9 protein-coding genes are annotated in these 13,512 nt (G+C 65.1%); 5 read left to right on the plus strand and 4 right to left on the minus strand.

Annotated elements, in window-relative coordinates:
* Positions 1-530 precede the first annotated feature (530 nt).
* Genes ACT3TS_RS15555 through ACT3TS_RS15565 form a run of 3 tightly spaced genes read right to left on the minus strand, consistent with a single transcriptional unit; the run spans position 531 to position 8,001 of the window.
* Positions 531-4,031, minus strand: a complete 3,501-nt coding sequence (locus tag ACT3TS_RS15555; RefSeq protein ID WP_444532428.1) for an ATP-dependent helicase — start codon at positions 4,029-4,031, stop codon at positions 531-533.
* On the minus strand, positions 4,028-7,441 hold the full coding sequence (locus ACT3TS_RS15560) for an ATP-dependent helicase (RefSeq protein WP_444532429.1): 3,414 nt from the start codon (positions 7,439-7,441) through the stop codon (positions 4,028-4,030). Before ACT3TS_RS15560 ends, ACT3TS_RS15555 begins: the two co-directional genes overlap by 4 nt.
* Positions 7,438-8,001, minus strand: coding sequence for an MGMT family protein (locus ACT3TS_RS15565; RefSeq protein ID WP_444532430.1), 564 nt, complete (start codon positions 7,999-8,001; stop codon positions 7,438-7,440). The genes ACT3TS_RS15560 and ACT3TS_RS15565 overlap by 4 nt, the downstream gene beginning before the upstream one ends.
* Positions 8,002-8,069: 68 nt before the next feature.
* Here ACT3TS_RS15565 and ACT3TS_RS15570 point away from each other — a divergent pair, with 68 nt between their 5' ends.
* From ACT3TS_RS15570 to ACT3TS_RS15590, 5 genes are all read left to right on the plus strand, one after another.
* Positions 8,070-8,756 carry a 3'-5' exonuclease gene (locus ACT3TS_RS15570; protein WP_444532431.1) on the plus strand — a complete coding sequence of 229 codons (687 nt, stop codon included), beginning with the start codon at positions 8,070-8,072 and terminating at the stop codon, positions 8,754-8,756.
* A gap of 354 nt (positions 8,757-9,110) precedes the next feature.
* A complete protein-coding gene (locus tag ACT3TS_RS15575) occupies positions 9,111-10,046 on the plus strand; it encodes an ABC transporter substrate-binding protein (RefSeq protein WP_444532432.1) in 936 nt (311 codons plus the stop codon).
* A gap of 3 nt (positions 10,047-10,049) precedes the next feature.
* Positions 10,050-10,808 carry an amino acid ABC transporter permease gene (locus ACT3TS_RS15580; RefSeq protein ID WP_444532433.1) on the plus strand — a complete coding sequence of 253 codons (759 nt, stop codon included), beginning with the start codon at positions 10,050-10,052 and terminating at the stop codon, positions 10,806-10,808.
* Positions 10,809-10,811: 3 nt separating this feature from the next.
* Entirely contained in the window at positions 10,812-11,549 is a 738-nt protein-coding gene (locus ACT3TS_RS15585; RefSeq protein WP_444532434.1) for an amino acid ABC transporter ATP-binding protein, read from the plus strand.
* Between the two features lie 238 nt (positions 11,550-11,787).
* Complete coding sequence (locus ACT3TS_RS15590) at positions 11,788-12,828, plus strand: alpha/beta hydrolase (protein WP_444532435.1); 1,041 nt, start codon at positions 11,788-11,790, stop codon at positions 12,826-12,828.
* A gap of 115 nt (positions 12,829-12,943) precedes the next feature.
* Here ACT3TS_RS15590 and ACT3TS_RS15595 read toward each other — a convergent pair whose 3' ends face one another.
* Positions 12,944-13,492, minus strand: coding sequence for an MOSC domain-containing protein (locus tag ACT3TS_RS15595; RefSeq protein WP_444532436.1), 549 nt, complete (start codon positions 13,490-13,492; stop codon positions 12,944-12,946).
* Positions 13,493-13,512 lie beyond the last annotated feature (20 nt).

Here is a 13,512-nt window from a genome sequence, read left to right on the forward strand (position 1 = left end):
CCAGACGTTACCAACACGCAATACATCCCCGAAAGAATCTTCTAAATCTTTTCCAGGCGGACTAGAGAACGTCGACTCAGGCCTACAAGCACCGCGTATGCGGGCGGATCCTGCGGTGCGCGGTTCCGGAGGTTGTCCCGCAGCATCAAATCGACCCGGGAACCTAAATTTCCCCCCATGGAATGGCCAGCTGCCGGAATGGACCAAAAACGAGCCGAGGCGGCCTAATTCTTAGCGCTGAAACGGCCCACTTCCACTTGATGAAACCCAACAGCCAAAGCGCCCGGCCCGAACACCCGGCCAACCGGCCTGACTCGCGGAACGCTAACGGACCCGCTGTCACGGGTCTGGTGAGAGCAGATGGGAGCCGATTCCCAACAAACGCGAGCGTGAAGTCCGCGGCGAGCAAGGGCCGGCCTCCCGCCGTCGTGCTTTGAATACGGTTCCGGCGCACACTCCATCAACCCAGCCATGACCTTGACCATGACTGGATCGACGGGCACAGCCGTGGACCTGTCGCTCAGCTCAGCTCAGGCTGAGTAAGCGTCGAGGACGATGCCCTCGAGCTCAACCTGACCTGCAAGATCAACGGGACGAATGAGCTTGTCCTGTCCCACGTAGTAAAACGCCGCCCTGACCTGGTCCAGCGGCACTTCCTTCAGCCGTGACCAGGCCAGCCTGTACACGGCCAGCTGCACCCCGCGCACCGCCAGCTGCGCTTTGGAAGGCACCTTTCCTGTTTTCCAGTCGATCAGGTCCCACCCTCCGTCGGCGTCGCGGAAGACGGCATCGATGCGGCCACGCACAACCACGTCAGCCACCCGGGTTTCAATGGGCACCTCAAGGTCCGCAGGGATCCTGTTGGCCCATTCCGAATTCTTGAACGTCTCCTGCATGTCGGCAAGGCCGTAGGCCTCATCCACGTACGCGTCAGCGCCCGGCTCCTCGTCAAAGTCGAGCTGTCCGGTGGTGGCGAAGAAGTCCTCAATCCAGGTATGAAAGGCTGTGCCCTTGCGCGCCGCCATGCCCGGTTTGGTCGGCACGGGACGGCGCATGGTGCGGGTGACTTTCTCCGGGTCCTCCCCCAGTGCCACGAGCCGCGAGGCGGAAATGTGCGGGGGCAGTTCCACCCGCAGCTGGTCCGACTCCAGCTGCTCCTGTGCCAGCAGCACGCTTGCCTCCCTGCCCCAGTGGGGATTCCGGAGCAGGAACTCCTGCGTTCCCGGCCCGGTGGAGGCATAGTTGTCGCCGACATTGACCAGGGCCGTGGCGACGGCGGCAGCCGAACGCTCGACGTTGTCCCGGCGTCCCACCCGTGCAGCCACCCCTGCCCTGCCCATGATGACGGGCCCGTTGAGCGGATCGTAGGGCCATTGGGCGCTTTCGGCGCCGGCACTGACCGGGTTGACGGCGTCGTCCTCAGGGTCTTCAGCCCACTGGCCGAGTGCGGCGCTTTGTTTGGCGCCTTCGGCCAACGGCAGCAGTTCGGCAAGGAAGGGCGACGGCGCCAGCGGCTTCTTCCCACTGCCCCACACGGTGGTTGAACACATCAGGAAGTCCCGGGCACGGGTGAACGCCACGTAGGCCAGGCGCCGTTCCTCCTCTTCTGCATGAAGCAGGACGTCGTCGGCAAAGAGCTTCTCGTTCTCCATCAGCATTTTCAGGTCCGGCACGTTGGTGTCCCATTCCGGCAGGTCATCCCGGTCTCCACGCAGCGGCCACGGCAGCGATTTGGCCCCCGTGCTCCAGCGGTCCGCGCGGGAACTGGGGAAGGCTCCGGCGTTCATGCCCGGCACAAACACAACATCCCATTCCAGCCCCTTGGAGGCATGCACCGTCAGCAGGGCGACGGCGTCCGGGTTGCTCTCCACCGGTGTCATTTCCAGCCCGCCCTCCTCGGTTTCAGCCGTCTCCAACCAGCCGAGGAAGGCATCCAAGTCGACCCGTTGCGCCGCCTGCATGAACTGCGCCGCCGCGTCCGCAAAGGCGTCCAGGTGACGGCGGGCATGATGAATGCTGGAGCCGGGCTTGGCGGCCAGCTCAATGTCAAGGAGCATCGTCTTTTCGACCACCCCCAGCAGGTTGCCCAGGTCTTCGCCCACAAAGGTGCGCAGCACCCGCAACTCGTCCCGCAATGCCAGCAGCCTGGTCCGGGCCACCTCACTCAGCGGCCGGGCAGCCTCGGGCCAGAAGTCGGGACTTAAATAATCAAGCGCCTCGACCAGCGACGACCCGTCCACCAGATCGGCGGTGACCACTGCCGGTTCGGCTGGTTCCGGCGCCCCCGAAGCACTTTCTTGTCCGCCGTCTTCGCGCAGCGCTGCCGCGTCAAAATCCACCCGGTGCTTCGCAGCCCATTCCCTGCGCCGTGCCAGGTACCGCGCCCAGTCGGCAAGGGCCATCAAGTCGGCGGGACCGATCCGCCACCGAGCCCCCGTCAGCAGTCGCATGAGCGCATCCGAACGGCCCGGGTCGGCAATGACCCGCAGTGTCGCCACAAGGTCCACAATTTCCGGGGTACCCAGCAACCCGCTCAACCCCACAATTTCGTAAGGAATGCCTCGGGCCTCAAACACCGACTGCAAGCGGGAAAATTGCGCACGACGGCGGCACAGCACCGCCACTGTCATGGCACCTTGGGCGCCGCCGCGGTGGGTGAAATCCCCCTTGCGGTCCAGAATTTGTTCGGCGACAGCCTCGGCCTCGGCAAGCTCGGTGTCGTAGCGGGCCAACAGCACCTCCCCGTCGGGCGCTTCCGGCTTTTCCCGCAGCGGTGAGACGACCACCCTCGGCCCGGCCGCGGCACGCTCCTGATCCGTCAGTCCGGCAGCCAGCCTCGCGTTGGCCTTGCGAGATTGCGCCTGTGTCAGCTCTGCCGACATCACATTGGCGGCGGCCAAAATGTGGGCGGAGTTGCGCCACGCAATGGTGAGTTCGGCTGTTGGTGCGTACCCGCCGTCGTGCTTGCGGAAAATCTCCGGGAACCGGAAGAGCTGGCCGGCCGAGGCACCGCGGAATCCATAGATTGACTGGTGCGGGTCGCCGACGGCCGTGACCGGGTGCCCCCCGCCATAGAGCTCGGCGAAGAGCTGCAACTGGGCGTGCGAGGTGTCCTGGAATTCGTCCAGCAGCACCACCTTGTAGCGTTGGCGCTCCATGACGCCGGCATGCGGAACCTCGTGGGCAATCCGGGCGGCCAGGGCCACGAGGTCGCCGTAATCAAGGACGTTGCGGCGGCGCTTTGCCTCGGCATACTTTTGCACCAGCGCAGCCACCGACGCACGGGTCCGCAGAACGTTGAGCTGCCTGTTCACAGCGGCGGTGCGGGGCTTGGCAGTCTCCGCGATGTAGGGCAGCGCCTCAAAATCGGCCAGGTAGGCGTCGATGGTTGCCACGACCCGGTCGGGGTCCTGCAGGTGCTCGGCACACTCACCGGCAAGGTCCATGACCGACTGGATCAATGTGGACTTGGCGGCCGTGAAGTGTTCGTGGGCGCCGTCGTGTGCTTCGACAACCTCGCTGGCCAGCTGCCATGCCTCCGCGGCGCCCAACACCACAGCGTCACGCTCAATGCCCAGACGCAGTCCGTAGTCCGTGACGATGCCGCTGGCGTAGGAGTGGTAAGTGGAAACCTTGGGCTCCAGCGCATCCCTGGCAGCCGCCGCGGGAGCCAGTTCCAGCTCACCGGAGCGGGCCAGGGTGCCCAATTTTGCCAGCTGGCCCCGAATGCGCGACGCCAGTTCACCGGCTGCCTTGCGGGTGAACGTGACGCCGAGGATTTCCTCGGGCAGGACCAACCCGTTGGCAACCAGCCACACGACACGGTCGGCCATGGTGGTGGTTTTCCCTGACCCGGCCCCGGCAATGACAAGCAACGGTTCAAGTGGCGAGGAGATGATGGCGGCCTGCTCCTGCGTGGGCGGGCGCTGCTCCAGGAGCTCTGCCAGTTCGTAGGGGCTCAACCGGGGACGGGTGGGCTCCGCGTGCTCGGGCGTCGGCGCGGCTGCCGCGGTGTTGATTGGCTGGCTCATTCGGTGATTTGTTTCCCTTCCGGGCACAGCGGGCAAATGGTGGGCAGGGGGCAGCCGTTGCGTTCAGACCAGTCGGCCCCGTGGCGGGCGGGGAAGGCGGCCTGCGCCATAAGAAGGGCCGCCTCCATCACCTTGCTGGTTGGATCGTTCTCGCTGCCTGCCACCATGGCCGCTTGGTCCTGTGTTTTCACGTTCTTGGTGCCGTCGCCCAGTGGCAACAGCGCGGCACCACCCGAGACGGCCCCGGCCAGCCCGGCGGCTTCGGCCTGCGCGGCGAAACCACCTGCCGACACCGCCACCTGGTAGGCGCCAAGCTGTGGATGTTCGGCGACCTGGTCCTTGGTGGGCTTCGTGCGGCCGGTCTTGATGTCAACAACGATGAGGTTGCCGTTCGCATCGGCCTCAAGCCTGTCGACCTGGCCGCGCAGGCGCACCATCCGGCCGGTCTGCACACCTTCAGCCAGTTCGGTGCCAGCGAGATCAGTGTCATCCAGTTCGGTTCCGGGAAGCTCGCCTACCTCGACAGTAAAGTTTTCCTCCACGCCCAGGAGCGTTCGCCCCTGCTGGCGGGCGTCGATGACATATTGGGCCAGTTTGCCCAACATCTCCTGGGCGCGTTTGTAGTCGGTGTCCGTTTCCCACGATTCGGGCAATCCCAGGGAGGGCCAGCGTTTGTCCAGCTCCTCGAGGTATTCGTGACCGGCACCGTTTGGGATGTCCTGGGCGATGCCGTGGATGAGCGTGCCAAGACTGCGCGCAAAATCGGTGGTGGCTTCGCCACCGGCGGCCCGGATGAACCAGTTCAGCGGGGACTTCAGCACTTCCTCGACCTTCGACGGCGAGACATTGACGGGCTCCCCCGGCGCCACAATGGGCGCGTCGGCGCTCAGCGGCAGCAGCCCCCACCACTGCTCCGGTGCAGCGCCAGGAACGTTTTGTTCGGCCAGCACGGCGAGCATCCTGGCGGCTTCCGGATCTGCGTGCATCTCCGATTCCTGCCGCAGCTCGGCCACCAGCGACCGCAGGGTCATGGGCCGCGGCACCTGCTCGACGGGCCGCACCGGGTATTGGGATTCGCCGCCGGAATCCGTGACCGGGATGTACGGTGCAGCCAGATCCAGGAACTGGGACGGCTGCAGGTCATGCCCCGCAGCGGCCGTCAGGATGAGAATCCGGCCGGCACGTGAAATCGCTGCGGCAAAGCTGCGCAGTTCGTCGTAGCGGATGTCTCGCAGCCTGGCCGCGGGTTCGATCTGCAGTGCCGCCTGGGCACCGTTTTCCAGCACGTCAACCAGCAGTTGGCTGCCCAGCAGCTCGCCGCGCAGACGGGTGTTGGGCCAGACGCCTTCCTGCAGCCCCGCCACAATGACAATGGGCCATTCCCGCCCGGCGGCACTCGCAGGCGTCACGATCTCCACGGCGTCGGTGCGCTGGGCACGCGCCGCGAGAGTGTCCATGGGCAGTTCCTGGCTCATCAGGTAATCGAGGAACTGCTGGGGGCTGGAACCTGGCAGCTGGTCAACGTAGCGTTCGGCCGTTTGGAACAAGGCCATGACGGCGTCCAGGTCCCTGTCGGCGCGGATGCCGGTGGGTCCGCCGCGCAGCGCCTGCGTTTCCCACGTCCCGGAACTGTCGCAGGCCTCCCACAGCGCCCACAACACCGTTTCGGCGTTTGCGCCGGGCTCCGCCACAGCCGCTCGTCCTGCTGCGAGCATGGCCGCAATCCGCCGCGCGTTGGCAGCCTCCCAGCCCAGCGGGGCCAGTTTCTCCGGGTTCAGCAACGCTTCGACCAGCAGCTCATCGCTGGCCCGGCCGCCGCCGTCGTGCAGTTCCTGCTGCCGCAGCGCCTGCCGCAGCCGACGCAGGTGCAGCGCGGTTGAGCGCCCCAACCGCGAGGTCAACAGCGCAACGCAGGCTTCGGCGTCGAGCGTCTCAGGGTCCAGCGCCATCCCAAACGCCTCAAGCAGGGGACGCACAGCCGGCTCATCGCGGACAGGATTTTCGGCCACGGGCACCTTCACGGCAATGCCCTGCGCGCTCAGGTACCGCTGCAGCGCGGCGAGGGCGGAACCGGTCCGCACAATCACCGCCATGTCGCTCAGGCTGTGCCCGCCCAGGTGCTGCAGGTGCAGGATGCGTTCGGCCACCAGGCGCAGCTCGTGCACCTCGGAGGCGACAACATGGGCGCTCACATAGGATTCTTCACTGACGTCCGACGCCGGGGCTCCGGCAACCGCGGCCGGTCCGGCAGGCTGCTGCACCAGCGACGGCGCAGGCCAGGCCAGTTCGCGGGCCTTGTGGCCGCCGCGGATCTGGAAGATGCGGTCGGCGACCCCGGACCAGGCGGCTGCCAGCGGCCTGCTCATGCGGTGCGATGTGAACAGCGCAAATTGCTGCAGCGGATGCGCCTGCGTAGACAGTGACTCGGACAGGGTGGCGACGAGGTCGGGCCGGGCACCGCGGAATCCCTGCACCACCGTGTCCGGGGAGGCTGCCACGAGGACGTCCTCGCCACGGCCCACCAGGTGCAGCAGTTCGTGCACGGCCTTGTTGGCCTCCTGAATGTCGTCAACGACAATCAGCTCCAGCCGGTTGCGTTCCTGGGCCAGGAAATCGGGGTCGACCCGCAAAAGCGTGGTGGCCGCCGTGATGATGCCGGCCGGGTCAAAGGACCCCGACTTACCCCAATCCACCACGTCCCGGTATTCGCGGTACAACGCCGAGGCAGCCACCCAGTCCGGGCGACGGTTGGCCGCCCCCAGTTCCGCAAGCTCCTCGGGAACCAGCCCGTATTCAATGACCCTGTCGAAAAGTTGCCGGATCTCCTGCCGGAAGCCACGGGTTTCCAGGGCTTCGGCAAGCTCCGCAGGCCACTCCGGAGCCGTGCCCAGTCCCAGTTTGTGCCCGGCGAGCAGATCCCGGATGATCAGGTCCTGCTCCGGGCCGCTCATGAGCCGCGGGGGGCCCTCGAGGTGCGGCATGCGCCCCTCAACCTTGGCCCGGCGCAGCAGGTCAAAGGCGTAGGACGACCAGGTTCTGGCCGGGGATGTGCTGAGGCTCCTGGTAAGCCGGGCGCTGAAGCCGTCGCGCAGCCGGGCGGCAGCCAACCGGGACGGGGCCAGCAGCAGCGCACCTGCCGGGTCGACGCCGTCGTGCTCGATGCGCTTCACGGAGGCTTCAATGAGCACGGTGGACTTGCCGGTGCCGGGCGCACCCCACAGCAGCACGGGGCCAGCGCCTGGCCTGAGGTCGATGACGGCCTGCTGGTCGGCGCTGGGACGGGGGGCGGTCCTGACACTTTCGGCGGGCGCCACGAGCGTCAATTTGGGCAGCTCAAACTGGCCGGGCTGCCTCTGCCGTGCCTGCTTTTCCTGCTGTGGGTCCTGCGTCTGCTGCGCTTGCGTGCTCATGTCTCCAGTCCATCACGGGGCACTGACATTCCTGTTGCGGCAGCATCGTCGTCAGGGGCCCGGCCGCCGACGGCGCTGCCGTCTGCAGCGCTTCCGGATGTTCCGCCGTCGTCCGCGTTCTGCAGCCGCGCGGCAATGGCGTCGATGAGATCAAATTCCGGCTCCGACGGATTCCACCGGGCGGCCTTCATGTCAACGCGCCACGACGGCGCCCGGCCCGCCCGGCTGGACTGCCCCGGCGCCTTCCCGGCGGCCCTGGTGGACGCCGCAGCGGACGCCGCAGTGGAGGCCTGCGCCTCGGCGGCGGTGTCCCCGTGCAAGGCGGTCGCCTCCTCGAGGTAGTGCGACAACGCCCGGCCCTCGTGGCACACAGGCGCCCCGCCGTTGGCACGGATGACCCGCCACCAGGGCACGGCGCTGCCGTGGGCGGACATGACGGCACCCACCTGCCGCGGCCCGCCGCTCTCGAGCAGGGCCGCGATGTCTCCATAGGAGAGGACCCGGGCGGCAGGAATCAGCCCCGCCACCGCCAAAACTGCTTCAACATACTGCTCACGCATGCACCAAGCGTAGTTCGCCGCGGCCTCCCGATGCGTCAATGTCCATGCCAGCAGGTAGCGTAAGTGCCATGACTAGCTGGAGCATGCACCCCCGTGCCGCGTTTGACCTGGAAACCACGGGAAAGGACCCCCGCACCGCCAGGATCGTGACGGCGTCCATTGTGGTGGTTGATGAATCCGGCGCCGTGGCGGACACACACGAGTGGCTGGCAGATCCCGGCGTGGAAATTCCCGAGGAAGCTGCCGCCATCCACGGCATCAGCACCGCGCACGCCCGGGAGCACGGACGCGCGTCGGACGTGGTGGCGGCGGAAGTGGGCGCCGTGTTGACCACCCTCTTTGCCAACAACATCCCCGTAATTGCCTTCAACGCCAGCTACGACTTCACCGTCCTGGCCAACGAGGCCCGCCGCCACGAGCTGCCGCAGATCTCAGCTGCACCGGTCATCGACCCGTTCATCTGCAACAAGAACGTGGACAAGTTCCGCAAGGGCAGCCGCACCCTGGTGGCCTTGTGCGAGGAGTACGGCATTAAGCTCGACGACGCCCACACCTCGGCCGCGGACGCGGAAGCCACGCTGCGGCTGGCGGATGCGCTGGCCGCCAAGTACAGCGCCCTGCGTGTTGACGTCATGGAACTGCACCAGGCCCAGGTCGGGTGGGCCCGGGAACAGGCCGCCGACTTTCAGGGCTACCTGCGCCGGGTGAAGGACCCTGCCGCCGTCATCGAAGGCGACTGGCCGGTCCTGCCCTGACCATTCGACTTCGCTTGTGCTAAAACACCCCGGCTTCACATGATCTAAATCACAGGTTAATTTCTCCGCCGGTGCGGGTTGGCGTGCACGTCAGTCGTGCGGGGCTGAGTGGACCTCAACGGCCGCGCTTGGCTCCATTGCACCATTGATCGCATTTTCTTTTGCTTATCACATGGTTTGGTTCGCATAAGTTCATATCCGCCACAATTTTGTCCCGGGTGACATAATTTAGTTTTGCTGGTTGTGCTCTGCTAAGGAACTGCTGACAGTTCCCTCTCCGCTCCCACACCGCGTCAACTTCCCCACCCGAGCTGTCCTTTCGGGACGGGCACCTGCAATGAAAGTGAATGATTCATGAAGAAATCAGCCCTGAAGTGGCTCACAACCGCCCCGATTGCTGTTGCTTTGGCCTTCACCTTGGCAGCCTGCGGCGGCGCTGGCACCGACACCGGTTCGACCGGGCCCACGGATGCCCTGGCCGGCAGCGACCAGACGTCGCTGGACAAGTACACCACCGACGACGTCACACCGCTGGACAGCGTGAAGAAGGACGAGCTCGGCCTGGTCACCCCCGGCACCATCTCCGTCGGCACCCTCTCGGACGCCCCGCCGAACATCTTCCTCAAGGACGGCAAGTTCACCGGCTACGACAATGAGCTGCTGCGCGCCATGGGCGAAAAGCTGGGCCTGAAGGTTGAATTCAAGTCCACCGACTTCTCCGCGTTGCTGGCCCAGGTTGAGAACAAGCAGTTCGACGTCGGATCCTCCTCGATCTCGACGACAGACGCCCGCCGCAAGAACGTCGGCTTCACCAACGGCTACGACTTTGGTTACATGGCAGTGGTTGCCAAGACCGATTCAGACATCAAGGGCTTTGCCGACCTGACGGACAAGACCCGCATCGCCGTCATCACCGGCACCGTCCAGGATGACTACGTCACCAACACGCTCAAGTACGAGCCCGTCCGCTTCTCCGACTACAACACGGCCTATGCCAACCTGAAGAACGGCCAGGTCGACGCCTGGGTTGCCCCGTCCCAGCAGGCCCAGGGCCAGGTCAAGGACGGCGACGGCACAGTCATCGCCGAAGAAGTTGTGAACACGCAGAACTTCACCGCCTACGCCGTGAACTCCGAAAACAAGGCCCTGACGGACGCCTTGAACTCGGCCCTCGACGCGGTCATCGCCGACGGCACCTGGTCCAAGCTGACCAAGCAGTGGTACCCCGAGCGCCCCATGCCTGAAGACTGGACGCCGGGCTCCAAGGCCGCAACGGTTCCGAAGGCCTAATATATGGATGTTCTCGAGCAGCTCGCAAAAACGTTCCTTGACTGGGAAGCCATGGGGGAAGTCATCCCCGAAATGCTCGCAGTCGGTTTGCCCAACACCCTAATCCTGGCTGTCTCCTCGGCCGTGATCGGTTGTTTCCTGGGCATGGTTCTGGCAATCATGGGCATTTCACGAAACCCGATCCCCCGCTGGATCGCGCGTGTTTACACGGATATTTTCCGCGGACTGCCCGCTATCTTGACCATTCTGTTGATTGGTCTCGGATTTGGCCCGGTCATCCGTATCCTCACCGGCAGCACCAACCCGTTCCCTCTGGGCATTGCGGCACTTTCGCTCATGGCCGCGGCCTACATTGGTGAAATCTTCCGTTCGGGCATTCAAAGCGTTGAAAGCGGCCAGCTCGAGGCGTCCCGCGCCCTCGGGTTCAGCTATGGTTCGGCCATGATCCTGATCGTCATCCCCCAGGGCATCCGCCGGGTCCTGCCCGCATTGGTCAACCAACTGATCTCCTTGATCAAGGACTCGTCCTTGATCTACATGCTGGGTTTGCTGGCGAGCCAGCGCGAAATCTTCCGCATCGGCAACGATTCCGCTGCCAACACCGGCAACCTGTCCCCGCTGGTGGCGGCCGGCCTGTTGTACCTGTGCCTGACAGTTCCGCTCACCCACTTGGTGAACTTCATGGACAAGCGCATGCGTGAGGGCAAGGCCCAAAAGGTCGAACCCGACGAGGCTGCAGCAGTCATTGGAAAGGGCGTCTAGCGCATGAGTGAATTCAAGTCAGGGTCCCTGACCGCAAAAAACATCCATTTGGCGTTTGGCTCCAACAAGGTCCTGCGCGGCATTGACCTGCATGTCCCCGAGGGCACCACGGCATCCGTGATCGGCCCTTCAGGTTCCGGCAAGTCAACGCTGCTGCGCGTCATGAACCGGCTGATTGAGCCGGACCAGGGCGACATCCTGCTGGACGGCAGGTCAGTTCTGCAGGACAACCCGGATGAGCTGCGCCGTCGCATTGGCATGGTGTTCCAGCAGTTCAACTTGTTCCCGCACAAGACCGTGCTGGAAAACGTTTCACTTGCACTCGTCAAGCTGCGCAAGATGCCCAAGGACCAGGCCCGCGCCCGCGCCATGGAGCAGCTGGAGCTGGTGGGCCTGAAGCACAAGGCCGAGTCACGCCCCGGCAATTTGTCCGGCGGCCAGCAGCAGCGCGTGGCCATTGCCCGCGCGCTGGCGATGGAGCCGGAGGTCATGTTCTTTGACGAGGCAACCTCGGCGCTGGATCCGGAGCTGGTCAAGGGTGTTTTGGCACTCATGACCGACCTGTCCAAGGGCGGCATGACCATGGTGGTTGTCACGCACGAGATGGGCTTCTCCCGCAACGTCTCCGACACCGTCACTTTCATGGACGGCGGCGTGGTGGTGGAAACCGGTTCACCGGACCAGCTCTTCACCGAACCGAAAACTGACCGGTTGAAGGGCTTCCTCTCGGACGTCTTGTAATCTCCGGGCCCTGCCTGTCCGAGGCCTGCCCGGCTTCGGTCCGCGGGCCGGGCGCGCGGGCCCAGCCCGTTCACGTACGACGGCGGCACCTTTCCTTACGCTCAAGCGTCAGGAAAGGTGCCGCCGTCGTTGGTTAACGAAAATCCCGCGCAGAGTTCACGCTGAACCTGGGGCCCAGTGGCACCCGGCGTGAATAATTCACAGTATCGTTCCGCTGCCCCGGGAGTACGCTGGAAACATGGTCCATCAGCAGCCGGCCCAAGGCGCTTTTGTCCCAGGCCGACGCGCCCGGAACGTGTTGACGCGCGTGCCGGTGTGGGTGTGGCGGCTGTTCATGCACGGCGTGGGCAAGGTGGAATTGCGGGCGCTGAACCAAGACCCCATCACTGGTGTCAGGTACTGGCATGACATTGACTTTGTGGGTGACCACATCCGCTCGCACACCTTGGACGTCATTGCCCCGGCCGACACTGGCGGGGCTGCGGCCCAAAATCCCCTGCCCGTGTATGTGTATTTTCACGGCGGCGGGTGGACGTCCGGGGACAAGGCTTCCTTGACGAAATACTGTGCCGGGCAGGCGGCCGGCGGCGTCGTGGTGGTCAACGTGAATTACCGCATGGCGCCACACTTCCACCTGGGGCACGTCTTGGAGGATGCAAACGCGGCGCTGGGCTGGGTGGCGCTGCACATCAGTGAATTCAGTGGTGACAGCCGGCGCATCGTCCTCGGCGGCGATTCCGCCGGCGGACAGATCTCCGCACTGATGGCCGCTGCCACATTTCGTCCGGAACTGGCCCGGCACTACTCGTTGGAGCCCGCCCTGGCGGACACCCAGTTGCGCGGGCTGGTGCAGCATTGCAGCATTGTGGATTTCTCCGTGTTCTTTGACAAGGGTTTTGTCATGAGCCTGAACTTCGTTCGCATGCTGCTCCCTCGTGGGGACGCGGCCGCCGGCAGCCGGCCTGGAAAACACGCCGCCGGCCGCGACCGCCACCACAGGCTGCGCGAGGCCGCCCACTACATGTCGCCGATTGAATGGCTGGATTCCCGCTGCCCGCCGGTTTTCGTCAGCACGTCCGAACGGGATTTTTTCTATCACTCCAACATGAACTTCATCAGGTTGCTTGGCGAGCACGGCGTCACCGTCGATGCCTTGATCTTTGGCTGGGACAGCGCCAACACCGAACACACCTGGCAGCAGAACTTCCGCTACCCCGAATCCCAAGAGGTGTACCGGCGCCTGGAATCGTTCATATCGAGGGTGACCGTGGCGGCATAGAAAACCGCCCGTCCCCCGGCCGGAGGTGTTGCGGCAGCGGAGGTGTTGCGGCAGCGGAGGTGTTGCAACAGCGGAGGTGTTGCGGGTGGGCGCGACGGCGATGGTTGCCGCGGGCTTAGACGCGGTCCAGTGCCTTGCGCGGCTCGTCGGGCAAAACCACGGTGATGCGCTCCCCTGGTTTCACCGCGCCGCCCCGGCGAACCACCCCCATGATGCCGGCCCGGCGGAGCAGCTTTCCGCCGTCGTCGTATCCAACCAGCTCCTTGAGCAGTCCGGGCTGCAAGTTGTCGATCTGGGAGCAGGGGTTGCGCAGACCGGTCACCTCAACCACCGCATCGGCGCCAAGCTGCAGCATGGCGCCGAGCGGGAGGTCCAACAGGTCCACACCGGCAGTGGTCACATTCTCGCCCAGGTCCCCCGGCGCGACTGTGAACCCGCGTCCTGCAAGCCAATCGAAGAGTTCCTGGTGCATCAGGTGGACCTGGCGCAGGTTGGGCTGGGTGGGGTCCGCCCGAACCCGGGAGCGGTGCTGAACGGTGACACCAAGGTGGGCGCCCCCGGCCACGCCAAGACCCTCCAACAGGACAATTTCGGCGACGCTGCGCTTGCTGAAACGGTGTTCGGCATCGAGGTGGACGGCGGAGACCTGCGCGTTTGTGTTCACACCGCCAGTTTAGACATACG

It is taken from the genome of Specibacter sp. AOP5-B1-6 (genome assembly GCF_052376555.1).
Classification (GTDB): domain Bacteria; phylum Actinomycetota; class Actinomycetes; order Actinomycetales; family Micrococcaceae; genus Specibacter.

Bases quoted from the DNA above. Each gene is read 5' to 3' on its own strand.
- ACT3TS_RS15555 (WP_444532428.1), bottom strand. From the start codon at position 4,031: ATGAGCCAGCCAATCAACACCGCGGCAGCCGCGCCGACGCCCGAGCAC.
- ACT3TS_RS15560 (WP_444532429.1), bottom strand. From the start codon at position 7,441: ATGAGCACGCAAGCGCAGCAGACGCAGGACCCACAGCAGGAAAAGCAG.
- ACT3TS_RS15565 (WP_444532430.1), bottom strand. From the start codon at position 8,001: ATGCGTGAGCAGTATGTTGAAGCAGTTTTGGCGGTGGCGGGGCTGATT.
- ACT3TS_RS15570 (WP_444532431.1), top strand. From the start codon at position 8,070: ATGACTAGCTGGAGCATGCACCCCCGTGCCGCGTTTGACCTGGAAACC.
- ACT3TS_RS15575 (WP_444532432.1), top strand. From the start codon at position 9,111: ATGAAGAAATCAGCCCTGAAGTGGCTCACAACCGCCCCGATTGCTGTT.
- ACT3TS_RS15580 (WP_444532433.1), top strand. From the start codon at position 10,050: ATGGATGTTCTCGAGCAGCTCGCAAAAACGTTCCTTGACTGGGAAGCC.
- ACT3TS_RS15585 (WP_444532434.1), top strand. From the start codon at position 10,812: ATGAGTGAATTCAAGTCAGGGTCCCTGACCGCAAAAAACATCCATTTG.
- ACT3TS_RS15590 (WP_444532435.1), top strand. From the start codon at position 11,788: ATGGTCCATCAGCAGCCGGCCCAAGGCGCTTTTGTCCCAGGCCGACGC.